At 71.8% G+C, this 23730-nt stretch carries 25 protein-coding genes; 11 read left to right on the top strand and 14 right to left on the bottom strand.

All coding sequences use genetic code 11. The annotated features are described in order from the left end of the window. Nucleotides 1–35: 35 nt before the first annotated feature. Nucleotides 36–494: a pyridoxamine 5'-phosphate oxidase family protein gene (locus tag ACFT4A_RS23890; protein ID WP_382833200.1), complete on the top strand. Its 459-nt coding sequence runs from the start codon at nucleotides 36–38 to the stop codon at nucleotides 492–494. Here ACFT4A_RS23890 and ACFT4A_RS23885 read toward each other — a convergent pair. From ACFT4A_RS23885 to ACFT4A_RS23870, 4 genes are all read right to left on the bottom strand, one after another. Next, entirely contained in the window at nucleotides 491–1408 is a 918-nt protein-coding gene (locus ACFT4A_RS23885) for an oxidoreductase (RefSeq protein WP_382833198.1), read from the bottom strand. The genes ACFT4A_RS23890 and ACFT4A_RS23885 overlap by 4 nt on opposite strands. A 42-nt stretch (nucleotides 1409–1450) precedes the next feature. Next, nucleotides 1451–2827, bottom strand: a complete 1377-nt coding sequence (locus tag ACFT4A_RS23880; protein ID WP_382833346.1) for a phospholipase — start codon at nucleotides 2825–2827, stop codon at nucleotides 1451–1453. A gap of 113 nt (nucleotides 2828–2940) precedes the next feature. Next, a complete protein-coding gene (locus ACFT4A_RS23875) occupies nucleotides 2941–3831 on the bottom strand; it encodes a glycoside hydrolase family 19 protein (protein WP_382833196.1) in 891 nt (296 codons plus the stop codon). A gap of 166 nt (nucleotides 3832–3997) precedes the next feature. After that, a complete protein-coding gene (locus tag ACFT4A_RS23870) occupies nucleotides 3998–4462 on the bottom strand; it encodes a MarR family winged helix-turn-helix transcriptional regulator (RefSeq protein WP_382833194.1) in 465 nt (154 codons plus the stop codon). Between the two features lie 299 nt (nucleotides 4463–4761). Between ACFT4A_RS23870 and ACFT4A_RS23865 the strand changes: the two genes are divergently transcribed. Further along, complete coding sequence (locus tag ACFT4A_RS23865; protein ID WP_382833192.1) at nucleotides 4762–5865, top strand: substrate-binding domain-containing protein; 1104 nt, start codon at nucleotides 4762–4764, stop codon at nucleotides 5863–5865. Here the strand turns inward: ACFT4A_RS23865 and ACFT4A_RS23860 are convergent. Further along, a complete protein-coding gene (locus ACFT4A_RS23860) occupies nucleotides 5840–7075 on the bottom strand; it encodes an RNA polymerase sigma factor (protein WP_382833190.1) in 1236 nt (411 codons plus the stop codon). The genes ACFT4A_RS23865 and ACFT4A_RS23860 overlap by 26 nt on opposite strands. Next, nucleotides 7072–7422, bottom strand: coding sequence for a YciI family protein (locus tag ACFT4A_RS23855; RefSeq protein ID WP_382833188.1), 351 nt, complete (start codon nucleotides 7420–7422; stop codon nucleotides 7072–7074). Before ACFT4A_RS23855 ends, ACFT4A_RS23860 begins: the two co-directional genes overlap by 4 nt. 138 nt (nucleotides 7423–7560) lie before the next feature. On the opposite strand from ACFT4A_RS23855, the gene ACFT4A_RS23850 reads away from it, so the two are divergent. Then, nucleotides 7561–8610 (top strand): acyl-CoA dehydrogenase family protein, encoded by a 1050-nt coding sequence (locus ACFT4A_RS23850; protein WP_382833186.1) that lies wholly within the window; start codon nucleotides 7561–7563, stop codon nucleotides 8608–8610. Here ACFT4A_RS23850 and ACFT4A_RS23845 read toward each other — a convergent pair. The 4 genes from ACFT4A_RS23845 to ACFT4A_RS23830 form a co-directional block, all read right to left on the bottom strand. After that, nucleotides 8607–9821, bottom strand: a complete 1215-nt coding sequence (locus ACFT4A_RS23845; protein ID WP_382833185.1) for a serine hydrolase domain-containing protein — start codon at nucleotides 9819–9821, stop codon at nucleotides 8607–8609. The genes ACFT4A_RS23850 and ACFT4A_RS23845 overlap by 4 nt on opposite strands. Nucleotides 9822–9920: 99 nt before the next feature. After that, a complete protein-coding gene (ssuE, locus tag ACFT4A_RS23840) occupies nucleotides 9921–10475 on the bottom strand; it encodes an NADPH-dependent FMN reductase (protein WP_382833183.1) in 555 nt (184 codons plus the stop codon). A gap of 162 nt (nucleotides 10476–10637) precedes the next feature. Then, complete coding sequence (locus ACFT4A_RS23835) at nucleotides 10638–10715, bottom strand: putative leader peptide (RefSeq protein WP_351405193.1); 78 nt, start codon at nucleotides 10713–10715, stop codon at nucleotides 10638–10640. 91 nt (nucleotides 10716–10806) lie between these two features. Beyond that, on the bottom strand, nucleotides 10807–10986 hold the full coding sequence (locus tag ACFT4A_RS23830) for a hypothetical protein (RefSeq protein WP_189725354.1): 180 nt from the start codon (nucleotides 10984–10986) through the stop codon (nucleotides 10807–10809). A gap of 229 nt (nucleotides 10987–11215) precedes the next feature. Here ACFT4A_RS23830 and ACFT4A_RS23825 point away from each other — a divergent pair, with 229 nt between their 5' ends. Beyond that, the gene (locus ACFT4A_RS23825) at nucleotides 11216–11656 is read left to right on the top strand and encodes an SPW repeat protein (RefSeq protein WP_215123874.1); all 441 of its coding nucleotides are present in this window, start codon (nucleotides 11216–11218) and stop codon (nucleotides 11654–11656) included. A 158-nt stretch (nucleotides 11657–11814) separates the two neighbouring features. Then, nucleotides 11815–12078, top strand: coding sequence for a GlsB/YeaQ/YmgE family stress response membrane protein (locus ACFT4A_RS23820; RefSeq protein WP_184595905.1), 264 nt, complete (start codon nucleotides 11815–11817; stop codon nucleotides 12076–12078). A gap of 149 nt (nucleotides 12079–12227) precedes the next feature. Here the strand turns inward: ACFT4A_RS23820 and ACFT4A_RS23815 are convergent, their stop codons facing one another. Further along, complete coding sequence (locus ACFT4A_RS23815; protein ID WP_382833181.1) at nucleotides 12228–13187, bottom strand: NAD-dependent epimerase/dehydratase family protein; 960 nt, start codon at nucleotides 13185–13187, stop codon at nucleotides 12228–12230. Between the two features lie 114 nt (nucleotides 13188–13301). Here ACFT4A_RS23815 and ACFT4A_RS23810 point away from each other — a divergent pair, with 114 nt between their 5' ends. Together ACFT4A_RS23810 and ACFT4A_RS23805 are read left to right on the top strand one after the other, a co-directional pair. Then, on the top strand, nucleotides 13302–13787 hold the full coding sequence (locus ACFT4A_RS23810; RefSeq protein WP_382833179.1) for a nucleoside deaminase: 486 nt from the start codon (nucleotides 13302–13304) through the stop codon (nucleotides 13785–13787). 158 nt (nucleotides 13788–13945) lie between these two features. Continuing rightward, a complete protein-coding gene (locus tag ACFT4A_RS23805) occupies nucleotides 13946–14680 on the top strand; it encodes a class I SAM-dependent methyltransferase (protein ID WP_382833178.1) in 735 nt (244 codons plus the stop codon). 332 nt (nucleotides 14681–15012) lie between these two features. Here ACFT4A_RS23805 and ACFT4A_RS23800 read toward each other — a convergent pair whose 3' ends face one another. Beyond that, nucleotides 15013–15684 (bottom strand): chaplin, encoded by a 672-nt coding sequence (locus ACFT4A_RS23800; RefSeq protein WP_382833176.1) that lies wholly within the window; start codon nucleotides 15682–15684, stop codon nucleotides 15013–15015. Between the two features lie 274 nt (nucleotides 15685–15958). Here ACFT4A_RS23800 and ACFT4A_RS23795 point away from each other — a divergent pair, with 274 nt between their 5' ends. Then, nucleotides 15959–17530: an alpha/beta hydrolase gene (locus ACFT4A_RS23795; RefSeq protein ID WP_382833174.1), complete on the top strand. Its 1572-nt coding sequence runs from the start codon at nucleotides 15959–15961 to the stop codon at nucleotides 17528–17530. Nucleotides 17531–17568: 38 nt separating this feature from the next. On the opposite strand, the gene ACFT4A_RS23790 is transcribed toward ACFT4A_RS23795, so the two are convergent. Beyond that, complete coding sequence (locus ACFT4A_RS23790) at nucleotides 17569–17925, bottom strand: hypothetical protein (RefSeq protein WP_382833172.1); 357 nt, start codon at nucleotides 17923–17925, stop codon at nucleotides 17569–17571. Between the two features lie 112 nt (nucleotides 17926–18037). Here ACFT4A_RS23790 and ACFT4A_RS23785 point away from each other — a divergent pair, with 112 nt between their 5' ends. Both ACFT4A_RS23785 and ACFT4A_RS23780 read left to right on the top strand, forming a co-directional pair. Continuing rightward, nucleotides 18038–19132, top strand: a complete 1095-nt coding sequence (locus ACFT4A_RS23785) for a chemotaxis protein (protein WP_382833171.1) — start codon at nucleotides 18038–18040, stop codon at nucleotides 19130–19132. 271 nt (nucleotides 19133–19403) lie between these two features. After that, a complete protein-coding gene (locus ACFT4A_RS23780; RefSeq protein ID WP_382833169.1) occupies nucleotides 19404–20813 on the top strand; it encodes a PP2C family protein-serine/threonine phosphatase in 1410 nt (469 codons plus the stop codon). A 5-nt stretch (nucleotides 20814–20818) separates the two neighbouring features. Here ACFT4A_RS23780 and ACFT4A_RS23775 read toward each other — a convergent pair whose 3' ends face one another. Further along, nucleotides 20819–22312, bottom strand: a complete 1494-nt coding sequence (locus ACFT4A_RS23775) for a hypothetical protein (RefSeq protein ID WP_382833167.1) — start codon at nucleotides 22310–22312, stop codon at nucleotides 20819–20821. A gap of 234 nt (nucleotides 22313–22546) precedes the next feature. On the opposite strand from ACFT4A_RS23775, the gene ACFT4A_RS23770 reads away from it, so the two are divergent. Beyond that, nucleotides 22547–23686, top strand: coding sequence for an aminoglycoside phosphotransferase family protein (locus tag ACFT4A_RS23770; protein WP_382833165.1), 1140 nt, complete (start codon nucleotides 22547–22549; stop codon nucleotides 23684–23686). The last annotated feature ends 44 nt before the right edge of the window (nucleotides 23687–23730 follow it).

Here is a 23730-nt window from a genome sequence, read left to right as displayed (position 1 = left end):
GCGGGACCCCTGGACCGGCCGCTAGCGTCCCGTCCATGAAGATCACCGAGCCACCTCGCACCCCCGAGCAGCGCAAGGCGGACCTGCTGGTCCGGCTGGAGCGGGAAATCGACATCTGGGTCGCCACGGCCGACGCCGAGGGGGTGCCGTGTCTGGTTCCGCTGTGGTTCGTGTGGCACGACGAGGCCGTGTGGCTGTGCACCCGGCTGGCCAACCCCACCGGCCGCAATCTGCGGGACGGCCGACGGGCCCGGCTGGCCTTCGGGGACACCCGGGACGTCGTGCTCGTCGACGGCGACGTGGAGACATTCACGTCCGCCGAGGTGCCGCCCGCCGCGGCCGAGGCGTTCCGCGCGAAGACCGGCTGGGACCCGCGCGAGGACCACGCGTCGTACGCCTTCTTCCGGGTGCGGCCGCGAGCGGTGCAGGCGTGGTGCGAGGTGCACGAGTTGCCCCGCAGGCATCTCATGCGGGACGGGAGCTGGGCGGTCTAGCCGGTCGCCCCGGCGCTGCGCCGCGGTGCGCCCAGCCGGTCCAGTTCCTCGTCGGTGAGGCGGATCGCACCCGCCGCCACGTTCTCGGCGAGGTGGTCGGGGTTGCCGGTGCCGGGGATGGCGAGGACGTGCGGGCCCTGGTGCAGCGTCCAGGCGAGGCGGATCTGCGCGGGGCTCGCACCATGGGCGCGGGCCACGGCTCGCACCTCCTCGTCGTGCCCGATGGTGGCACCGTGCTCCCCGCTCTCGCCGGCGACGGCGTAGAACGGCACGAAGGCGATGCCCTGTTCGCCGCAGATCCGCAGCAGTTCGTCGGTCGCGGGGTCGGGACGGTCGAGGGCGTACCGGTTCTGCACGCAGACCACGGGCCCGATGGCCCGCGCCTCGGCGAGGTGGCGGGGCTCGATGCTGGAGACCCCCAGGTGCCGGATCAGGCCCGCGTCCCGGAGTTCCGCGAGGACCCCGAAGTGCTCGGCGATCGAGTCCCACTTCGGCATCCGGCGCAGGTTGACGACGTCGAGGTGATCGCGGCCGAGCTGGCGCAGATTCTCCTCGACGTGGCCGCGCAGATCCTCGGGGCGTGCCGAGGTGCCCCACTCCCCGTCGTAGGTCCGGTACGGGCCCACCTTGGTGACGATGACCAGGTCGTCCGGGTAGGGCCCCAGCGCGGTGTTGATGAGCTCGTTCGCGGAACGCAGCGACGAGAAGTAGAAGGCGGCCGTGTCGATGTGATTCACGCCGAGGTCGATCGCCTTGCGCAGGACGGCGATCGACCGGTCGCGGTCGCTCGGTGTGCCGTGGTGGAAGGCGGCGCTGCCCGTCAGCCGCATCGCGCCGTAGCCGAGGCGGTGGACGGGCAGGTCGCCGAGTTTCCAGGTGCCCGCGACGTCCGCGGTGATCGTCTGTGAGCTCATCGGCGGAGTCTCACACACACCGCGCGGGCCGGTGGAACCGTTTTACGGATAGGTGTACGAGTTGAGCGTGGCGACGGCGGTGGCGGGATTGCCCCGGTCGTAGTGGTCCACGGCGAGGAAGTTGGGCTTCTTGCGGGCGGCAGGCTGGCAGAACCGCCGGGCGCGGTCTGCGAGTTTGGTGTTGTCCGTCGTGGCCGTGGCGGTGAGTCCGGCGTCGCGGAAGTGGTTCATGACGAACAGCGGGCGGAAACCGGGTTCGGTGCGGGTCAGCGGGATGTTCGTGCCGGCGTCGTACCAGCGGCTGTAGCAGGACCAGTCGGAGGAGCCGAGGCCCGAGCCCATGGACCAGTAGTTCTCGACGGTCCACTCGCGCTGGTACATGACGCCGAAGCTGTCCCGGGTCAGGCCCGCCGCCTGGTCGGCGGAGCGGCTGTGGTCGGTGAAGATCAGCAGCCGGTCGCCGGCGGCGGCCAGGTCCGCCATCGTCGGCCAGCCGCTCTGCCGTACGCCGGTGCGGTCGGGCCGGTACAGCACGTCCGACAGGCCGTTGACGCGGGCGAGTTCCGCGCGCAGGACGCCCGGGTCGACGTAGTCCTCCAGGAAGACGGTGACGAACTGGTCGGGGTGGGCCTTCAGGAAGTCCACCATGCGCTGGAGGTCGACCCAGAGGGCGACCGGCCTGCTGACGAGGGTGCAGCTGTTGTGGCAGAGGATCGCGCCGTCCGGGGTCTGGTGGATGTCGAGCATGAATCCGCGGACTCCGTCGGCGAGTTGCCGCTCGATACCGCGGGTCTGGTTGGGCACGAGGTTGACGAAGGGCGGGGCGAAGCCGCCGTCGACGCCATTGGCGTACGCGTTGTGCGAGGTGAGGAACGTGACCTGGTCCAGGGTCCGTTGCTCCTGCGGCGGCATGGGGCCGGTGGCGGGGTCGACGGGGGTGAGGTACCAGGCGGCGAGGTCGCCCGCCCCGCCGACAGCGAGCCGGGCGGGGTAGGTGGCGTCGGACGGCTTGGGGGCCACCGTGAGGTGGCGCGCGGCGCCCGGGGCCTTGAGCGTGTAGCGGTCGGTTCCGGCGGGGGCGATCTCCCAGGCGGCGTCGGCGCTCGTACAGGCGACGGTCGCGGCCTGGTCGCCGTTGCGGCCGAGGCAGGTGCCCGGTGTGTCGGTGTTCTCGAGGAGGGAGGAGGACCCGTTCGCCTTCAGCCGCCACTGCTGGCGGTCCTCGTTGCCGCGGGGTCTGTGCTGCTCGACCGCTCCGCCGCTGTCGGCCGCGTTGAGCCCGGTGGTGGCGCTCTGGACGTAGTACGTGCCCGGGGCCGGGACCGCGGCGGCGGTGGAGGTGGCGGTGGCGGGCGGCGGGGCCACGACCGCGGCGGCCAGCGCGGCGGTCGTGGCGAGCAGGGCGTGGGGGGTGCGCAGACGCATGAGGGATGCCCTTCGTCGGACGGATCAGGACCGATCGAGACTGACCAGCTGGAGAGACTGATCAGGTGCATGACATTCCGTATGACACCACGCCCTGAGGTCCGGCGTCAGCAGTAGAGGTTGCCGCCGGGTGACGTCCCGAGGATCTGCGTGAACCGCTGGTAGTTGTTGACGCGGCTCTGCACCTGCGCCGGGTTCTTGCCGTCGCACTCCAGGGAGCCGTTGATGCTGCGGATGGTCTGGCCGAAGCCGGCACCGTTCACCATGGCGTTGTGCGGGGTCATGGTGCCGGGGCCGGTCTGGGTGTTCCAGTACCACAGGGCCGTCTTCCAGGCGACGGCCGAGTCGTTCTGCACCAGCCAGGGGTTGTTCAGCAGGTCGATGCCGAGCGCGTCACCCGCGGCCTTGTAGTTGAAGTTCCAGCTCAGCTGGATCGGGCCGCGCCCGTAGTAGGCGGCCTGACCGGCCGGACAGCCGTAGGGCCGGCTCCAGTCGCAGTAGTGCGGGTAGTTGGCGGTGTTCTGCTCGACCACGTGCACCAGGCCGCCGGTCTCGTGGCTGACGTTGGCGAGGAAGGCGGCGGCCTCCTGCTTCTTCACCGTGTCGCTGCCGGTGTCGGCGAAGCCGGGGTAGGCGCTCAGGGCCGCGGTGAGCCCGCTGTACGTGTAGAAGGAATTCCGGTTCGGGAACATCTGGTTGAACTGCGCCTCGTTGACGACGAAACGCGCGTTGGGCGTGCCCGGACCGCTGTCGCAGGCGTACGGCTCCCAGTACCAGGTGCTGATGACCGGGTCGTAGCCCGGGTTGGCGTGCTCGGCGATGTACGCCTTGCCGTCGGTGTAGCGGACGATGTCGCCGGCCGCGTACGACTTGCCCGCCACCCAGTTCGGGTAGCTGGAGCACGCGGCGGCGGAGGCGTTCGAGGCGGGCAGCAGCACCGGGGCGGTGCCCGCGAGGGCGAGGGTGACCAGGACGGCGGACAGACGGCGTCTCGACACGGGATCGACTCCTTTGCGGAGCACGGCCGCACCCGGCAGGGCAGGGCGGAGCAGGGCCTTGGCGCACGTGCCGGCCGGGCCGGTCACGGCGTGGGGGCGGCCGTGGTGGGGGGTGTGGAGGCACACTCAACCGCGTTGGTCTGTACCAGTCAAGGGTGTAGACCAGTCATCCGCGTTCGGGGCTGTCGAGGGCTCGCACGGGGGCCGACTCCGCCAGCGTCGCCGCGAGTCGGTCCAGCAGGGACCGCAGCAGTTCGTCGTCGCCGTCGCCGAGCGTGGGCCGGCCGGCGCGGACCGCTCGGTCGACGCGTTGCCAGAACTCCCGGCCGCGCGGGGTGAGGTGGGCGAGGATGCGGCGGCGGTCGAACGGGTCGACCCGGCGGTGCACCAGGTTCTGGTCGACGAGCTGGTCGACCAGCTTGGTCAGCGTCGGAGGCGGCAGGAAGGCGGCCTCCGCGATCGCCGTCATGTGGTGCCCCTCGCCGTCGGACAGCAGGACCAGCACCCGCCACGCGTCGAGCGAGCAGCCCTCCGCCTCCAGCACGGCCCGCAACCGCCGCGCCGCGAGCCGCTCGGCCCGGGTCAGCAGTTGCACCAGGTCGTCGGACCGACGCGGAGTTGGGGTGGGCATGCCGCTCCTAGGGCCTGTCGTTCGGATCACGCCGCAGACGCGGGGTCTGGCACGCACATCTGCCGCGTTGTCTTCACTCACCGACTCCCCCACGCTCGGCTCCGCTCGCGCGGGAGGGACCCCCATCGCGTCGATTCCCTCCTCCGCCTTGCAGCTGCACGCACCAGACCCGCTCACGGCGATGACAAGCCGCTGCCGATTCCCTGCGACCTGATCCAAACGACAGGCCCTGGCTCAGAGGTGCGTCCATCGTAAGAGACGCACTGGAGTTCGTCTGACGGAGCCGGAATCATGACGCCATGTTCCGGCACGACCTCCCCGCGCCCGAGTGGTTCACGGCCGACGACTCCGTGCTCGGCGTGGCTCTCGTGTTTCCCCTGCAGGGGCCGGCCGGGATCTTCGGGCCGACGTGCGAACTGTGCGCGCGGCTGGCCGCCGAGGAGGTCAACCGGGACGGCGGCGTGCTCGGCAGGGAGCTGCGGCTGGTGCCGGTCGACGGCTCGGGCCCGCCGCACGAGGTCGCCGGCCAGGTCGAGGCGCTGGTCGACCTGGGTGTCGTGCAGGGCGTCACGGGCTGGCACATCTCCTCGGTGCGGCAGGCGCTGGCGCCGAGGATCGCCCACCGCGTCCCGTACGTGTACACGGCGCTGTACGAGGGCGGGGAGGACACGGCGGGCGTGTTCCTGACGAGCGAGACGCCGCGCGATCAGCTGCGGCCCGCGATGGACCTGCTGGCGCAGGAGCGCGGGGTGCGGCGCTGGTTCGTCGTCGGGAACGACTATGTGTGGCCTCGGTGTACGGCACGGGCGGCCCGGGCGTACGCCCGCGCGTCCGGCGGGTGTGTCGCCGGTGAGGCCTATCTCCCCCTCGGCACCGACGACTTCGAGCCAGTGCTGCGCCGCGTCGAGCGCGCGGACGCCGACGGGGTGCTGATGCTGCTCGTCGGCAGCGACGCGGTGCGCTTCAACCGGGCGTTCGCGGCATACGGTCTGCACACGCGCTGTCTGCGGCTGAGCACGCTGATGGACGAGAACATGCTGATGGCGAGCGGCCCGGCGGCCACCGAGGACCTCTACAGCACGGCCGGCTTCTTCGCTTCGCTCGCCAACCGGGACACCCTCGACTTCCACGGGCGGTACGCGGCCCGCTACGGCGTCGAGGCGCCCGCCCTCGGCAGCCTCGGCGAATCCTGCTACGAGGGCGTGCTGCTGCTGGCCGCGCTGCTGAGGAGGGCCGGGACGCTGGATGTGTCGGCGATCGGCGCGGCGGCGGGCGCGGTGTCGTACGAGGGCCCGCGCGGGCTGCTGCACCTGCGGGACGGTCATGTGCGCCAGCGCATCTACCTGGCCCGTGCCGACGGTCTCGACTTCGACGTGCTCACGGAGCTCGACGCTCGTCCGTGACAGGGCTGTCCGCCCGGCGCCGTCGTACGAGCGTCTCCCTGCGGCGGTCGAGGAACGCGCGTTCCGCCCGGTTCTCCGCGAGCGCGATGGCCGCGTCGTACGCCCGTACGGCTTCGGTGTCGCGGCCCAGGCGGCGCAGCAGGTCGGCGCGGACGGCGTGCAGGACGTGGTAGCCGTCGAGGTCGAGTGCGTCCACGAGGTCGAGGGCAGGCTCGGGGCCGTCGGTCTCGGCGACGGCGACGGCTCGGTTCAGGGCCACGACCGGGCTCGGGGCGAGGGTCATGAGCTGGTCGTAGAGCTGCCGGATCTGGTCCCAGTCGGTGGCGTCGCCGGTCGGCGCGTCGCTGTGCACGGCCTGGATGGCGGCCTGGATCTGGTAGGGCCCGGGCCGGTCGCGGCGCAGGCAGCGGCGGACGAGTGCCTGTCCCTCGGTGATCAGGTCATGATCCCAGCGGGCCCGGTCCTGCTCGGGCAGCGGCACCAGTTCGCCCTGGTCGTCCACTCGGGCGTCACGGCGCGCCTCGACCAGGAGCATCAGCGCGAGCAGACCGGTCACCTCGGGCTCGTCCGGCATGAGACCGGCCAGCAGGCGGCCGAGCCGGACGGCTTCGGCGCACAGGTCGGGCGCGCCCTCGTACCCCTGGTTGAAGATCAGGTAGACGACGGCCAGGACCCCGCCGAGCCGGTCGGGCAGGTCCGCGTCGCGGGGCACCCGGTACGGGATCCCGGCGTCGCGGATCTTCGCCTTCGCCCGGACCAGCCGCTGGGCCATCGTCGGCTCCGGTACGAGGAAGGCGCGGGCGAGCTGCGCGGTGGTGAGCCCGCCGAGCAGCCGCAGGGTCAGGGCGACGCGGGCCTGGAGGGAGAGCGCGGGGTGGCAGCAGGTGAAGATCAGGCGGAGCCGGTCGTCGCGCACGGGGCCCTCCTCGGGCGGTGCGCCGGAGGCGTGCAGCAGGGCGGCCTCGGCGTGCCGGGCCGGTCTGGACGACTCGCGGCGCAGCCGGTCGACGGCCCGGTTCCGGGCCGTGGTGATGATCCACCCGGCCGGGCTGGGCGGGACGCCCGTCTCCGGCCAGCGCCGCACCGCCGTGGTGAAGGCGTCCTGGACCGCTTCCTCGGCGAGGTCGATGTCGCCGAGGAAGCGGACCAGGACGGCGACCGCGCGGCCGTACTCGGCGCGGAAGACCGCCTCGACGTCCACACCCGTCATTCGGCGCCGCCCATGAAGGGGCGCACCTCGATCGGCAGGGTGGTGGCCAGGGCCGCCTTGCGCCCCCACTCCAGGGCGGCGTCCAGGTCGGGTGCCCTGACCAGGCAGATGCCGCCGAGCATCTCCTTGCCCTCGGCGTACGGGCCGTCGGTGATCAGGACGTCGCCGTCGCGGGGCCGCAGCACCGTGGAGGACTCCGGGCCGTGCAGTCCTCCGGCGAAGACCCACGCACCCGCCTCGCGCAGTTCCTGGTGGAAGGCGTCGAGGTTCTTGCCGATCTCTTCGAGGACCTCGATGGCGGGCGGACCGCCGACCGGCTGCATCACGCTGAGCAGGTAGTACTTCATGACGGCCTCCATGGCGTCCTTGTGTCGGACTGTCGGACTCTCGGGGTATGGGGATGTCGGGGTGTCCTTGCACCTCCTACACGAACGACACGCCCCCGGATCGACACCCCGCGCCGCGCGACCGAGAGAATTTCTCCCATGACCACCACACCCCATCCCCTCGTCACCCGCGCACAGCGACTGGCGCACGATCTCCTCGTCCCGCACGCCGAGCGTGTCGACCAGGAGGGTGTGCCGGAAAGCCATATCGAGGCGGTGAAGCGGGCCGGGCTGCTCGGGGTGGGCGCGCCGAAGGAGTACGGCGGAGCGGAGGCGCCCGTCGAGGTGGCGCGGGAGACGGCGGAGATCCTGGCCGGGGCGTGCTGCTCCACCTGGTTCGTGCAGACACAGCACCACACCCCGGTGAAGCTGCTCGCCACCTACGACTCGCCCGTCCGCGAGAAGCTCCTGCGTCCGCTGTCGACCGGCGAGGTGATGGCCGGTATCGCGTTCGCCCATGTCCGTGCCTTCCCCCGCGTCCCCGTGCGGGCGGTGCCGGAGCGGGGCGGCTGGCGCTTCGAGGGAACGGTGCCCTGGTTCACGGGCTGGGGGCTGAACGACGTGATGCTGCTGGCCGGTGTGACGGACACGGCCGAGGTGGTGTTCGTCCTCGCCGAGGCCCGCGAGCAGCCGGGGCTGTCCCCGTCGGCGCCGATGCGGCTCGCGGCCCTCACCGCCGCCCGTACGGTCTCCCTGGAACTGGACGGCCTGTGGGTGCCGGACGAGGCCGTCGTGCTGCGCGTGCCGCAGAAGGAGTTCGCCCTGGTCGACCTGCCCAGGGCCGCCAACGCCAGTCCGGCCGTCTTCGGGGTGGCGGACGCGGCACTGGACCTGGTGGCGGCCGCCTCGGACGGCGAGGACACGGCCCACTCACTGCGGGCCCGGCTCGACGAAGTGCGGCGGGAGGCCTATGCGCTGGCCGACCACCCGGTCCCCCACGAGTGCGTCCCCGAACGCCTGGCTGTGAAGACCCGCGCGTACGACCTCATGCGCGCGGCCACGACCGCGGCGGTCGTGGCCGGGGGCGGCCGGTCCATGGCCCTGGACAGCCGGGCGCAGCGGCTGGCCCGCGAGGGGATGTTCCTCCTGGTGCAGGGCCAGACGGCCGAGGCACGCCGGAGGCACCTCGGGTCGCTGGCGTCGGCTTAACCGAGCCGGGGCAGGAGCGGCCTGTCGCTCCGCGGTGTGCCGGTGCGGGACGGGACCTTGCCGCAGAACTCCGCTTCGATCACATCGACGTAGAGCGATCCGTTCCGGAGCCAGTCACCGTTGATGTTGAACGTCATCTGGTGCCTGCCGTCCTGTGTGCCCACCATCGCGGACAGGGATCCGTTGGTGCGGCCGCTCTTGCCCACGACCTTCACCCCGCAGGACAGCTCCGCGAACTCGACTCCGAGTCCGTACCCGACGCCGCCCCCCGCCGGGACCTCGTCGAGCATCTCCTTCAGCTGGGCCGGCGGCAACAACTCGCCCTTGAGCAGAGCTCTTTGGAACCGGTTGAGGTCACCGCTGGTGGAGATGACGTCGCCGGCCGCGCCCAGCCAGGTCATGTTCTGTTCGGTGGCGTCATGGATCTCGGCGTCCGGGGCCTCCTCATGGAGCCGGGAGTAGCCGACGGGGTGCGGGTTCGGCATCTTCGGCGACGTCCCGGGGAAGGACGTCCCGCGCAGCTTCAGCGGCCGGATCACGCGACGGGTGATCTCCCGCGCGTACGAGCGGCCCGTCGCCTTCTCGATGACCATCCCCGCGATGACGAAGTTGGTGTTGGAGTACACCGGCGCCCTCTCCGGGTCGGGCAGCGGCGGGTACTTCAGCGCGAGCGCCACGAGTTCCTCGGGCGTGTGGGTGTCGTACCGGTGCTCCGGGAAGCCGGGGCCGGCGGCGCCGTGGATGAACGCGGGGTCGTCGGTGTAGTTGGCGATGCCGCTGGTGTGGTTGAGGAGCCGGCGCAGGGTGATCTTGTTCCCGTCGTAGCCGTTGCCCTGAACCAGGCCGGGCAGCCAGGACTCGACCGTGTCGTCCAGGCTCAGTCTGCCTTCGGCCTCCAGTTGGAGCAGGACCGTCGCGACGAACGTCTTGGTGATGCTGGCACCGCGGAAGTGGTCGGCGGGGGAACGCTTGCGGCCGGTGCCGGTGTCCGCGTGTCCGGACACGGCCGACCAACTCTCCTTGCCGTCACGGACCTTGGCCGCGACGCCGGGGAGTCCGCCCTTCTCGACCAGGTCCCGCAGGGCGGTTCGGGTCGCCTCGTGGCCGTGCTCGGACTGTGCCGCGTGTGCGGACGGGGCGAGTGCCGCCGTTCCGGCGGACAACGCCAGGGCCAAGGCTAATGAGACGGTGCGTGCGGTCCGCTGCTTCATGCGCGTGTACCTCCCGGTCACCAAGGGGCAGGGCTTGCCTCTTGGTGACCAGGACGCCGAAGTCGGGCTCCGGGGTTGATCTTTGGAGGGCCGGAGGTGTCAGCCCGCCACGGCCAGCAGCGGGGTGCGGCCGAGCGCCGCGGAGAACTGGTCCACCACCTGGATGAGTGCCTCGGCGGCGGCCGGCGCGACGGTCAGGGAGCCGTCGTCCTGCACGGTGAGGTCCTTGTCGAGGGTGAACCAGCCCTGCACCGTGTGGGCCGCCCCCATGGAGGTGAGCACCGGGCGCAGGGCGTAGTCGATGGCCAGGACGTGGGCGATGCTGCCACCCGTGGCGAGCGGCAGCACGGTCTTGCCGGTGAGGGCGTACTGCGGGAGCAGGTCCAGCAGGGCCTTGAGGACACCGGAGTAGGAGGCCTTGTAGACGGGCGTGCCGACGACGATGCCGTCGGCCCGCGCGAACAGGTCGGTGGCCTCGACGATCGCGGGGTGCCGGAAGTCCGCGCCGAGCAGGGCCTCGGCGGGGATGGTGCGGACATCGAGCGGGATGACGTCATGGCCCTGCGCGGCCAGCCGCTCGTCCAGGTGGCGCAGCAGGCGGCTGGTGCGGGAGGAGGCGGAAGGGCTGCCGGAGACGGACAGGACGGTGGCCATGGGTTCTCTTTCCGGGAGAAGGCGCGACTGCGCGCGGCAGAGCCGCATTCGTGGACGCCGTATTCAGCCGCGGTCAGCTGTGGTCAGCCGCGGTCAGCCGCATGCAAAGGGCGTGACAGAGCGACGAATTCAGGCGTGCGAGGAGGCTGCGAGCCGGAAGGCTCAGGCTGCGGCGCGACAGGAAGCGCTGGAGACGCGTGCGAGGTCGACGTGGCGTCGCCGCGTGAGGTCCAGTCGCATGGTCATGCCATGGATCGTCGCAGCGGGAGCCGAGGACCGTCAAGGAACGTGCGGCCCATCTCGTATCCCGGACCCCGGATTTCGGCCTCCGTCAGGCGTCGTCGTCCGACGGAACCACCACGAGGAAGGCGTCCGACTCCAGGTCCATCACGACGGTGGCGGGCTCGCCTTCGGCGCGGCAGCGTGCCGCGTACTCCTCCGCCGGCCACGATCCGCGCGGGGCCCCCGCCGGGAACCGCTCCAACACCTTCGCGCTGATCGCCGTAGACATGTCCGCCGCCCTCCGCTGTCCTGCGTCGCCCGCCGGGCGACATCGATCGGTCACTGCCGTATCCGCTCTGTTGCCCGCGATCCGCCCGGACATGTACCGCCCGGTAGGAGTCCGTACCCCCCGCACAACCTCTACACATAAAGGAAAAATAAGAGCAGAATGTGCGTACCCGGCGCTTACCGCATACCCCACCAGACGCGGTCGCCCTGTAAGACGAAGGAGACGAGTCATGGCCAACGTCTCGCCCACCAGAGGTGACATCACCAGCCACCCTGATGCCTCCGAGATGCGGGATCGGTACGCCCGCATGCTCGGTGGTCGCGATGTGGCGCTCGTGGACGGCCCGGTGTTCCTGCTGGGTCTGTACTGCGCGGCCTCCCCGTGGATAGTCCACTACACGACCAGCCAGCCGTCGCTCGTGACGCACAACCTGATCATGGGCATCGCGATCGGCATGCTGGCACTCGGGTTCACTCGCGCTCCGGAGCGTATGTACGGGCTGAGCTGGGCCATGTGCGCCCTCGGGGTGTGGATGATCGTCTCGCCGTGGATCGTCGGCGAGAGCCCGGATGCCGGGGTCGTGTGGAACAACATCATCATCGGTGCACTGGCCGTGCTCCTGGGTCTGGTGTGCGCCGGCACCGCGGCGAAGGCCTCCCCGAAGCCGTAGCCCCGCCGGACGGAAACGACGGCCGGTCCGCGATCCCGGACCGGCCCTTTCGTGTCCGCGCCCGCGCCGCGAACGGCTACGAGGCACGGGACCCGGACTGTCCCGGCCGCCCGGGGGCACACGCACTGCAGCGGGGGTCCTGAGGAGAAGGGGCGGAGATGGAAGTCGACGGCATCATCAGTGCCATCGTGATCGGCATCGTCATCGGCGTCCTGGGCCGGCTCGTGGTCCCGGGCCGTCAGCGCATCGGAATCCTGTGGACGATCGTCGTCGGCATCATCGCCGCGCTGATCGGCTCCGCACTCGCCGGAGCGTTCGGCGTGGCCGACACCAAGGGTGTCGACTGGGTCGAATGGCTCATCCAGATCGGCCTCGCCGCGCTCGGCGTCGCCGCGCTGGACCGCTCGAAGGCAGGCCGCTGAACCGACGGCGCAGCGACGACGGTGTATCGACGGTACGTGCGCGACACCAGGAATCACCTGGCACCCGGTGTGCCGCGGCCCGACGGCCCGGCACACCGGAGCCGCACCTGAGCCACACCTGAGCGGCATCGGCCGGTGCTCCCCCGGCGTCAGCGGCCCGTCGACCGCATCGCGGCAAGCCCCTCGCCGCTGGACGGGTACCGCGGGGTCCAGCCCAGTTCGCGTTCCGCCTTGGCGCAGGACACCCGCAGCCGCGACGCCATCACGGTGTGCGCGTACGACATGGGTTTCATCAGCCACAGCGGCACGGTCATCGGCTTCGGCAGCCCGAACGCCCCGGCCACGCTCTCGAGGTGGGCGCGGAAGCCGAGCGGGGTGCGGTCCGCGATGTTGTACGCCTGCCCCGGCCGGCCCCGTTCCACTGCGGCGGCCACCGCGCGGGCGGCATCGGTGAGCTCCACCCACGGCAGCACCCGGTCGCGGTCGCCGGGCAGGGGCAACTGCCGCCTGCGCAGCAGCGGCAGCAGGGCGTCGGTGCCGCCGGGGCCGTAGAACAGGCCGAAGCGGAGCGCGATGCCCTCCAGCGCCTCCGACTCGAAGGTGAGCCGCTCCTTGGTCCGCATGCCGGCGATGTGCCGCTCCAGCCGCGGAGTCCCGCCGAGCGGGCCGAAGGGGTCGTCCTCGGTGAGCGGGCGGTCGCCGTGATCTCCGTAGCCGTAGCCGAAGACCATCGACTCCGCGACGAAGCGGCGGGCACCGGTGGCGTGGGCCGCCTCGACGAGGTGGGCCGTGCCCTGGGTGCGCAGCGCGTCGGTGGCGTCCATGTCGCGGTCGCGCATCGGGGGCTTGCGCAGGGCGGTCGCGGCGTGGATCACGGTGTCGAAGTGGTGTCCGTCGACGGCGCCCAGCAGTGCGTCGCGGTCCATGAGGTCGGCGCGGATGCCGTTGTCCGGGCTCCGGCCGAGTCCGGTGACCTTGTGGCCCGCCTCGGTGAGCGCGTGGGTGATGTGCCGGCCGAGGACACCGCTCGCGCCGGCGAGGAGGATGCTCTGGTTCTTCTCGTTCGTCTTCTTCTCGTTCGTCTTCTTCTCGTTCGTCGTCATGACCATGCGACGGATCGGACGGGCGTGGATGTGACATCCGATGGGATATCCGGGGCGGTCGGCGTCGATCCCGCCGTACAGTCCTGTTGATCACTTCGTCACGAGGAAGGGCCCGGCACCATGGCCGTGAAGGACACGGAACTGCCTCACCTGCGCCGCTGCGTGGAGCTCGCGGCCGAGGCACTGGACGACGGGGACGAACCGTTCGGTTCGGTTCTGGTGGGGAAGGACGGCACGGTCCTCGCCGAGGACCGCAATCGCGTGGCCTCGGGCGACCGCACCCGGCACCCCGAGTTCGAGCTGGCGCGCTGGTCGGCCGCCCATCTCACGCCCGAGGAGCGGGCGGCGGCCACGGTCTACACCTCCGGCGAGCACTGCCCGATGTGCGCGGCGGCGCACGCCTGGGTCGGTCTGGGACGCATCGCCTACGTCGCCTCGTCCGAGCAACTCGTATCCTGGCTGGGCGAGTTGGGAGTCCCGGCGCCACCGGTGCGGACACTCCCCGTTCACGAGGTCGCACCCGGTGTGACCGTGGACGGTCCGGTACCCGAACTGACGGAACGGATCCGGGATCTGCACGTACGGTTCCATCGCGGGCGCGGCTGAGCCGCCCCGGGATCCCCCCGCGCGCCCGAGATGCAGGGCCGCATGGGCGAATCTACGATCGAATTCAACTGGACCAGGCGTCCCGCCTCGTTCTCCCCAAAGAGGGGAGGCGCATGTCCGCGAGCGTTTCCCGCCGCGGCTGAAGGGGCTGAACGGCCATGACGACGCACAACGACGACGTGGACTGGGACCGCTGGCCGGTCGCGGACTACCTCGCGGAGAACTACCGCGAGGTGCGGCCCTCGGACGCGGCGATCATCGCGCACCACAGCACCTTCTACCGGCGCTTCCCACCCGGCGGCATCGCGCGCTCCGTGGAGTTCGGGGCGGGCCCCAACCTCTACCCGCTGATCCTCGCGTCCGCCGCGTGCCGCAGGATCGACGCCGTGGAGGCGGGGGCGAGCAGCGTCGCCTATCTCCAGGAGCAGATCTGTCACCGCCTCGACGCGAGCTGGCTCCCCTTCCACGCGCTGTGCCGAGAGCTCAACCCCGAGGTGCCGGCGACCCTGGCCGGGGCGCTGGCGCCGGTGAACGTCGTCCACGCCGACGTCCGGAGTCTGCCGCCCGGCTTCTACGAACTCGCCTCCATGCACTTCGTCGCCGAGGGCGCCACGGAGGACTTCGCCGAGTTCGCCGACTTCTGCCGCACCTTCGTCCGCACGGTCACGCCGGGCGGCCACCTGGTCGCCGCCTTCATGGAGAACCTGCCGACCTACCGCATCGGCCCGGCGTCCCACTGGCCGGGCTGCCCGGTGAACCCGACGACGGTCACCGAGGTCTTCACCCCACTGACCCGCGACCTGGATGTAACCCATATCGACACCGACCCCACCATGCCGGACCACGGCGACTCCGGGATGGTGCTGCTCACGGGGGTGGCGGAGCCGGTGTGACGACACCGGTCCGCCGAGCGCCCCGGGGGTTCCCGCCCGCCGTGCCCACGCGCCGCGCGCACCCGGCGCCACGGACGGCGCCCTTACGGCCCCGACGCGGCCGAGGCCGCCCGCCGGGTCCGATCGTCCGGACAACGGCCGCGCCCGCGCACGGGTGTGCGGCGGGCCCGGACGTCGTCGCCGCTCCCGGGCCCGGACCGTTCGGTGTCGCCTGCCACCGATCGGCGGGCCGCAGGGCGCGGCCGTTTCCGGGCCCGGGAGCGGTATCGCGTGCCGACGCCCGGCGGGACCGCCAGGCCTCCGCCGCGTCAGCGCGGCTGTGCGCCGTCCGGTCAGTCGTCCGCGGCCGGGCGGAAGCGCCGGCGCAGCACCACACCCCCGAGCACCAGCGCCGCGCTCGCCGCGACGACCGGCAGGGTGTGGTCCGAGCCCGTGTGGGCGAGGACACCCGTGGCCTGCGGCGCGGTGTGCGGGGCAGGGGCGGGGTCGGGGGCCGGGTGCGCCCGGGGCGGAACGGACGGCTTCGGGGCCGTCGGCTTCGGTGGGTGGTGGGGGCGGACCGGCCGACCGCCGGGGGTGTTCGAGGACTCGTTGCCTGCCGCCGCGTTGCCGATGCCGACCACGTTCACACTGTTGCCGGTGACGTTGACCGGGAGATCGACCGGCAGCTGTACGCCGTTACCGGAGGCCACGCCCGGTGAATCCTTTCCGCTGCCGTCGGCGACCGCACCGCCGGACTTGCCCGGCCGTCCCACCCGCCCGTCGCCCTTGTTCGCGCAACTGTTGCCCGCGGCGGGGTTCAGGACCCCCACCACGTTCACCGTGTTCCCGCACACGTTCACCGGGACATGCACCGGCAACTGAATGGTGCTACCGGACACCACCCCGGGCGAACCGGCCGCCGATCCGTCCGCCGCGGAATCCGCGTACGCGGGGACGGCCATGGCCATCGCGCCCGAGGCGGCGGCGACGGCGATCACACCGTTTCGGGTAACCCGATTCATAGGTTCCCTGCCTTCCAGACATCGTCGCGGGCACTCACCCGCACGGGATAGAACGCGAGGCGCACGATCCGAGTTATGGCTTATCGGCCTTTCACTCCATCGAGCGGCCCGGTTGTCGAACTAGCGGTAAAGCCCTTCGTATGCGGGACGAAGCCGCGCGCCATCAGGCACTTCGAGCGGCCCCACCCGCCCGGAGGCGCTGCTTCCGGGGCCCGCTTATGGTGGGCGAGGGCGCCGGTTCCCGGTCCGCTGTGGGGCGCCCCTGGAGGCATTGATGCTGGCCAAGCTGTCCACGCACCTCTCGATCCGGCGCTGCGCGGTCACCGGCGTGGCGGGGCTGGCCCTGCTGGGCGCGGGCCTGCCGGCGGCCGGCGACTCCCCGCCCGGCCTGGCGCGCTTCTACGACCAGAAGGTCACGTGGTCGGCGTGCCAGGGCATGGACATGCCGAAGGACCTGCAGTGCGGCAAGGTCACCGTCCCGCTCGACTACGCCAGGCCCGACAAGGGCACTCTCGATCTCGCCCTGGCCCGCTACCGGGCCACCGGCAAGTCCCGGGGCTCGGTGCTGCTGAACTTCGGCGGCCCGGGCGTCCCGGGCGTGACCCAACTCGCCCTCGGCGGCAAACACTTCATGGGCCTGACGAACGGCTACGACGTCGTCGGCTTCGACCCCCGCGGCGTCGGCCGCTCCGCCCCGGTGAGCTGCGGAAACGCCTCCACCGGCGCACTGGACGCGACGGACGGCAACGCCGAGGCCGCCGATCCGCAGGCCGTGCTCGAGAAACTGCGCGCGGCGGCGGCCGAATGCGCCGAGCACTCGGGCCCCGTCCTGCGCCACATGGGCACGGTGAACGCCGCACGCGACATGGACGTCATACGCGACGCGCTCGGCGACGACAAGCTCAACTACCTGGGCTTCTCGTACGGAAGCCGGCTCGGGGCGGTGTACTCGGCCCGGTTCCCCGAGAAGGTCGGCAGGGTGGCGCTGGACGGCGTGGACACGCTGACCGAGCCGCTGTCCGAGCAGGGCATGGTGAGCGCCCGGGGACAGCAGACCGCGCTGGAGAACTTCCTGACCTGGTGCACGGAGGACATCGCCTGCCCGTTCGGGCAGGATCCGCGCGAGGCCAGGGAACATGTCGTACAGGTGGTCGAGTCGCTCGACGAGGATCCGGTGCCGACGGACTTCGGCGAGGCGTTCTCCGGCCAGGACTTCGCGGGCGCGCTCGGGCAGGGGCTCTACAGCAGGGAGCTGTGGCCCTCGCTGCAGCGGGCGGTCGCCCAGCTGCTCGAGGAGGGCGACACGCGCGGTCTGGAGGCCTTCGCGTCCGGCGGTGTCACGCTGCCGCCGCTGCGGGGCAAGCACCGCGGACTCGTCGACCCGGAGGACGTGCCCCTGGACAACCTGCCGGCGGCGCTGATGGCGGTCAATTGCGCGGACGATCCCGACCGCCCCGCCGCCGCGCAGGTCACCAAGGACCTCGGCCGGCTGCGCGCCCGGTACGAGCAGGCGTCACCGGTCTTCGGCCGGTACCGGCTCACCCAGGTGCTGCTGTGCTACGGCCGCCCCAAGGGCACCGACTTCATACGCGACGAGGTGAAGGACGTCGACACGGCGCGGATGCTGCTCGTCGGCACCCGGGGCGACCCCGCCACGCCGTACCGGTGGACGGTGGAGACGGCCGAGCGGCTCGGCTCGTCCGCCGTGGTGCTCGACAACCGGGGCGAGGGCCACACCGGCTACGGGTCCTCCAAGTGCGTGCACGCCAAGGTCGACGCCTTCCTGCTGTACGGCACTCTCCCGCCGGACGGCAGCTCCTGCGGCTCCGACCACGACACCGAGTGAGAGCACGGATCCGCTCCGGGACGGCGCACCCAGCACCCTCACTCTCGTGAGCGTCGCCGAAGCGCCTCGGCGGCCTGCTCCGCGTCCACGACGGAGACGGCGAGACGGATGAACGGCACCGGCCGCCGCAGATCCACGACCACGACGGGAACGCCCGCCCGCACCGCCACGAAGTCCCGGCCGAGCGGGTGCAGCCGCTCCCCCACGCACCACCGGCCGGGACGGCAGCGCCCGCCGAACGGCGTGCCGCGCAGACCGCGCCACCAGTCACCCTCGACACGCACGGAACGCACCTCCGCCAGCGGCACCCGCACCTCCCGGCGCCGGGCCGACAGCCCTTCCCGCAGCGCGAGCCGGACCACGACCTCCGCGCCGTCCACCACCAGGCGTGCCATCGACTGCCACCTCCTCCCCCAGCGTGCCCCCGCGAACGCGCGCACGGGCACTCGAACCGGCGAACCGATTGCCCCAAATGCCCCAATCCCGAATCGGCTCTATCGTGCTGTCATGGAGCACGTTCTGAGTCCCGCGACCCTTGCCGAACTGCGGCGCCCGCGCCCCTACCCCGCGGTCTCCGTGCTGACGCCGATCCACCGGCGCGAGCCCTACAACGCCCAGGACCAGGTCCGGCTGCGCAACGTGGTGGCCGAGGCCAAGAGGCAGCTGGAATCCGATCCGGCGGTCAGCCGGGACCGACGGACCGAGGTCGCCCGGCATCTCGACCGGGCGCTGTCCGAGGTCGACCTGACGCACGCCGAGGACGGCCTGGTCATCTTCGCGGCTCCCGGTGAGCACCAGGTGTGGTCGCTCGCCCGGTCCGTGCCCGAGCGCGTGGTCCTCTCGGACACCTTCCTCACCCGCAACCTCGTCTCCGCCCAGACGGCCGGACGGCCGTTCTGGGTGCTGTCGCTCGCCGCGGACCGCGTCACGCTGTGGAACGGCGGAGTCGACCGCGTGACCGAGGCACGCGTCGGCGGCTTCCCGCTGACCAGACGCGTGGAGAACTTCGATCCGGAACGGCAGCAGCGGATCGGGGACCTGCCGAGCGCCTTCCGGGAGGAACGCACCCGCCAGTTCCTGCGCGAGACCGACACCGCGCTGAGCAGCGTCCTGCGCGACCACCCGCGACGGCTGTACGTCACCGGCGAGCCGGCCGCACTCTCGTTGCTGGACGAGGTCGGCGGCGCCGCCAAGGGCGGGGTGCACGTGCCGCACGGCGGGCTCGCCCACGGGACGCCCGAGGCCGTGTGGCAGGCCATGCGGCCGGTGATCGAGGCGGAGGCCCTCAGGAGCACGGACGCCGTGAGCCGCGCCCTCGAAACGGCCCGCGGGCGGCGGGAGTTCGCCGCCGGGGTCGACGAGCTGTGGCAGAGCGCCCGGGTCGGCCGTGTCCGGCTGCTGGCCGTGGAGGAGAACTACCGCGTGACGGTCCGCGACGCCGGGGACCATCTGATCCTCGCCGAGTCCGGCGACCTCGACTCCCGCGAGGACATCGTGGACGAGATCGTCGAGCAGTGCCTGGAGACGGGCGCCGACGTCCGCTTCGTACCGGACGGCGCGCTCGGCGAGGCGGACGGCATCGCCGGGGTCCTGCGGTACTGAAGGTCTCGAACACAAGGCCGTCGAACGTGCGCGGCCCTCAGACGCAACGTTACCCACGGGTCGTCAAATGCCCTGTGTAACCTACGACTTGGGCAACCGAGCGGCACACCTCGCGCCTACCTCGGAGTAACTCCGTGAGACTGTGGCATATGCCAGAAGCACCACCGTATCGTGTGTTGCCGAATCCCTTACAGGGCGTCGCGGGCTGTGCGACAGTCGTAACGGTCCCTCCGTCCGCCTTGGTCGAATCGTCCCCGCATCGGAGTGCGTCATGCCGTCCCACCTCTCCGCGGACCGTCCAGCCGCCCAGCCGCCCGGACGCGGCTCGGTCGACGCGCTCATTACGCAGACGCGGCGGCTGAAGGGCGATATGGACGCGGTGCGGCGCGACGCCGAGGGGGACGGATCGGACCACCCGCGGGGTCGCTGGCAGCGCGCCCTGTACGACCTGGCCCTGCACCAGCTCAACGACCTCGACGAGCACCTGGCCCAGCTGCGGGACGGCCCGCCGCCCGCGACGGCCCCCCTGGAACCCGCCGCGCCCCCGCAGGGCTCGCTGCTCAGCCGGGTCGGCAGCGCCGAGTGGAACCTGCTGACGGACGAGGCCAGTTGGTCCGGGGAGCTCTACCGGATCCTGGGCCGCGACCCCGAGGCTCCGCCGCTCACCCTCGACGAGATGCCGTCCCTGGTCCTCGACGAGGACCGGCCGAAGCTGACGGCGATGGTCACGAACTGCCTCGTCGACGCCCGGCCCATCGACGGCGAGTTCCGCATCGCCCGCCGGGACGGCGGCGTCCGGACCGTGCACATGATGGGCGAACCGGTGCTCGACACTGACGGCAGCACCGCCTCGATGTGGGCCGTGCTGCGGGACGTCAGCGAACTGCGCCGCAGCCAGCGGATGGTCAGCGAGACCCGTGACTCGCTCCACCACCGAGGGCAGGCCGCGCAGACCGAACACCGGCTCGCGGTCGAGCTGCAGGAGGCCGTGCTGCCGCCGTGGCGCGGCTCCCTGCGGCTCCCGCACCGCGGCCCCGGAACCCTCGACCTCGCGGCCCACCACCTGGCGGCCTCCACGAAGACACTGATCGGCGGCGACTGGTACGACGCGCTCCAACTGACCGACGGCGAAACCCTCCTCAGCGTCGGCGACCTCACCGGACACGGAGTAGGTGTCACCTCGAACATGACCATGCTGCTCGGCGCCGTACGCGGCATGGCGATGGCCGGCGCCCCGCCGGGACAGCTGATGGCCTGGCTGAACCAGTTACTCGACGCCACCGTGCAACCCGCCCTCGGCAGCGCCGTCTGCTGCCGCTACCGGCCCGGGACCCGCACCCTGATATGGGCGCAGGCCGGACACCCCGCCCCGCTGCTGTTCCGCGACGGTACGGGGCGCGCGCTGGACACACCGGACGGCGTCCTGCTCGGCGCCACCTCGGGCGCCGTCTACGGGCAGGCCGAAGAGACCCTCGAAGTGGGCGACCTGCTGCTCCTGCACACCGACGGGCTGGTGCCCGGGCACACCGGAGCGGCGGCAGCGAACCTCCTCCTCGATCTGGCCCCGCGCCTGACCGGGAACCGGACCGCGGAGGACTGCGTACAGACACTCGTCCAGGAGTTCGGCGAGAGCGCACGCGAGGACAACGCCTGTGTGCTCGTCGCCAAGGTCACGTCATAGGACACTCAGGCCCGCGCGCTGTTGCCGCCCCTGCCCTTCGTCTTCGGCAGGGCGAGCTTGATCTCCTCCCGCAGTTCCTGGATCCTCGGGTAGCCGGAGTACTCGGCGGTGAGCCGGTACATCTCGCGCAGGCGGTCCCAGGTGCGGTGGGAGGAGTTGGATCCCATCGACACCAGGGCCAACCGCGCGTACCGGTCCGCCTGTTCGGGGTCGTCCGCGATGAAGCAGGCCGACGCCATCGACAGATAGTCGAAGATCTTCGACCGCTGCCGGCCGTCGACCCGCAGGGCCAGCGCCTTCTCCGCGTAGTGCTGGGCATGCGCGGACGCACCCGGATCGAACTCGGCGAGCGTGCGGTAGGCCAGGGCCTGCATGCCGTAGAGATCCTCCTCCTTGAAGGTCTGCATCCAGTCCGGCGGCGGTACGTCGGCCTTGTCGGAGACGAACAGGTCCTCCGCCTGCCCGAGCGTGCGGCGCATCGCCTGGCCCTTGCCCATGGCGGCCTGCGCCCAGGCCTCGATGGTGCAGAGCATCGCCCGGGTGCGGGGCAGCACGTCGTCGCCCGAGCCGGACGTGGCGAGCCTCATCAGGTCCAGGGCCTCGTCCGGCTTGCCCAGATGGACCATCTGCCGGGCCGCACGGGAGAGCGCCTCGCCCGCGCGGGGCCGGTCCCCGCCCTCCCGGGCCGCGTGCGCGGCGATGACGAAGTACTTCTGGGCCGTGGGTTCCAGGCCGACGTCGTGCGACATCCAGCCCGCGAGGACGGCCAGGTTGGCGGCGACGCCCCACAGGCGCCGCTGGAGATGGGGTGGGTGACGGTAGGCGAGCATGCCGCCCACCTCGTTGAGCTGGCCCACCACGGCCTTGCGCTGGAGCCCGCCGCCGCGGGCGGCGTCCCAGGCGCGGAACACCTCGACCGAGCGCTCCAGTTCCTCGATCTCCTGCGACCCGATGGGGGCGGCCTCGTAGCGGTCGAACCCGGCGGGGTCGGCGTGCAGGGGTTGGTCGAGGTCGGGAGCGTCGACAGCCAGGGCAGGGTCGGTGTGCAGCCAGTCGTACATGGCGCTGCTGAGTGCGGATCCCGCGGCGAGCGCGGCGCCCGCGCCCACCAAGCCGCGTCGGTTGAGCATGAGGTCCATTCCCGTGAATTCGGTGAGGACCGCGGCTGTCCGCTCGGGCGCCCACGGCACACCGTCGGGAGGCTCCGCGCTCCCGCCGCCCTGCCGTTTCCCCGCACGCCCGTGCCGGACCAGACCGAGGTCCTCGATGGTCACGACACGGCCGAGACGCTCGGTGAACAGAACCGCCAGCACCCGCGGCACCGGATCGCGCGGGATCTCTCCCGTGTCGATCCAACGCCGCACCCGGGAGGTGTCGGTCGAGAGCTGGGGGTGGCCCATGGCCGCCGCCTGCCGGTTGACCAGCCTCGCGAGTTCGCCCTTCGACCAGCCGGCCAGGCCGAACAGGTCCGAGAGACGGGTGTTGGGTTGTCCGCTCACATCAAGCCCCCAGGTACTCGGCTGAGTTGACAGTAGCCCGGGGAGACTTGCCGGGCGACTATTCGCCAGGGTTCGCCAGGGTTCGCCAGATGGTGTGCCACCGGACATCCGGTGTCAGGTAGGAACGCGCCACCCCGACCCGGTCGCCGCAGGGACATTCCCCAGGATGCTCCCGGGAGTCCGGGCCGGGTGGGGCGCAGTCGTCGCAGGCACACGAAGGGATCTGTCTCGCCCATGTACGCAGCATCGTCCTCCGTGTCCGCACCGCCCCGGTCACTGCACCCGCGTCCCGCGGACAGTGGCCCCTACCTCGCCCCCGCGCGGCCGGCGGCCCCCGTGCTCGGCGCGGGCAGGGCGCGGCGCGGCGCGGTTCTCGGAGCCCAACCGCTCAGCGGAAGACTCGACTTGTCCGGCCCCCAGGGCGCGCAGCTGCGCACCGCCATCGCGTCGGTGCACCGCATCTGCCCGGAGTTCGCCCCGGTGCAGGTACTGCGCCGCAACGGCCGGTCCGTGCTCCTGGTCGGTACGACGGGTCGCAACACGGCCGTCGCCAAGTGTTTACTGGACCACTCCCCCGCCTGGTCCGAGCGGATCCAGCACGAGATAGCGGCGTACCGCTCGTTCGTCCGGCACCGCCCTCCCGTGCGGGTGCCGAGACTGATCGCGGCGGACCCGGACAACTGCACCCTGGTCATCGAGCGGATGCCCGGGCGGGTGGCGGCACTCCAGCGGCACCCGGCCGAGACACCGCCGCGCGCGGACATCAGAGCCGCGCTGGGCGCGATCTGCCGGCTCAACGCCTGGCGGCCGCCGGCGGGCACCTTCGACGCCCCGCTCGACTACGCGACGCGGATCTCGCGGTACCACGAGCTGGGCCTGCTCACCGACCGGGACCTGGGTGACCTGCAGAAGCTGCTGCACGGCATCGCGCAGGCGGCCGGGCGGCAGGGCATGGGCCAGTTCTGCCACGGCGACGCACTGCTGTCGAACATCCTCCTGTCACCAGCCGGTCCAGTGCTGGTGGACTGGGAGCACGCGGGTTGGTACCTGCCGGGCTACGACCTGGCGACGCTGTGGTCGGTGCTCGGGGACGCACCGGTGGCTCGTCGCCAGATCAGCCAGATCGCCCAGTCGGCGGGCCCGGCGTCCAGGGATGCCTTCCTGGTGAACCTGATGCTGGTGCTGACCCGTGAGATCCGTACATATGAGACGGCCGTGCAGCGTTCGATGCACGACCCGGCCCCGGCGGCACCGGGCTCGGCCCACCCTGGTGCTGCGCCGTCCGGCGAGGAGCAGCGGCTGTTGCTGCGGCGGCTGCACCACGACTGCCAGCTGGCCCGGCGGGCCGTGCGCGCGGCGGTCGGCACTCGCTGACGGGGACGAAAGGGCCGCTGTACGCCCGTCCAGGCGTACAGCTG

The organism is Streptomyces sp. NPDC057099, from assembly GCF_042671245.1.
GTDB lineage: Bacteria > Actinomycetota > Actinomycetes > Streptomycetales > Streptomycetaceae > Streptomyces > Streptomyces purpurascens.
Note: the sequence above shows the minus strand (reverse complement) of the source record. Positions and strands in the feature narration are given on the sequence as shown.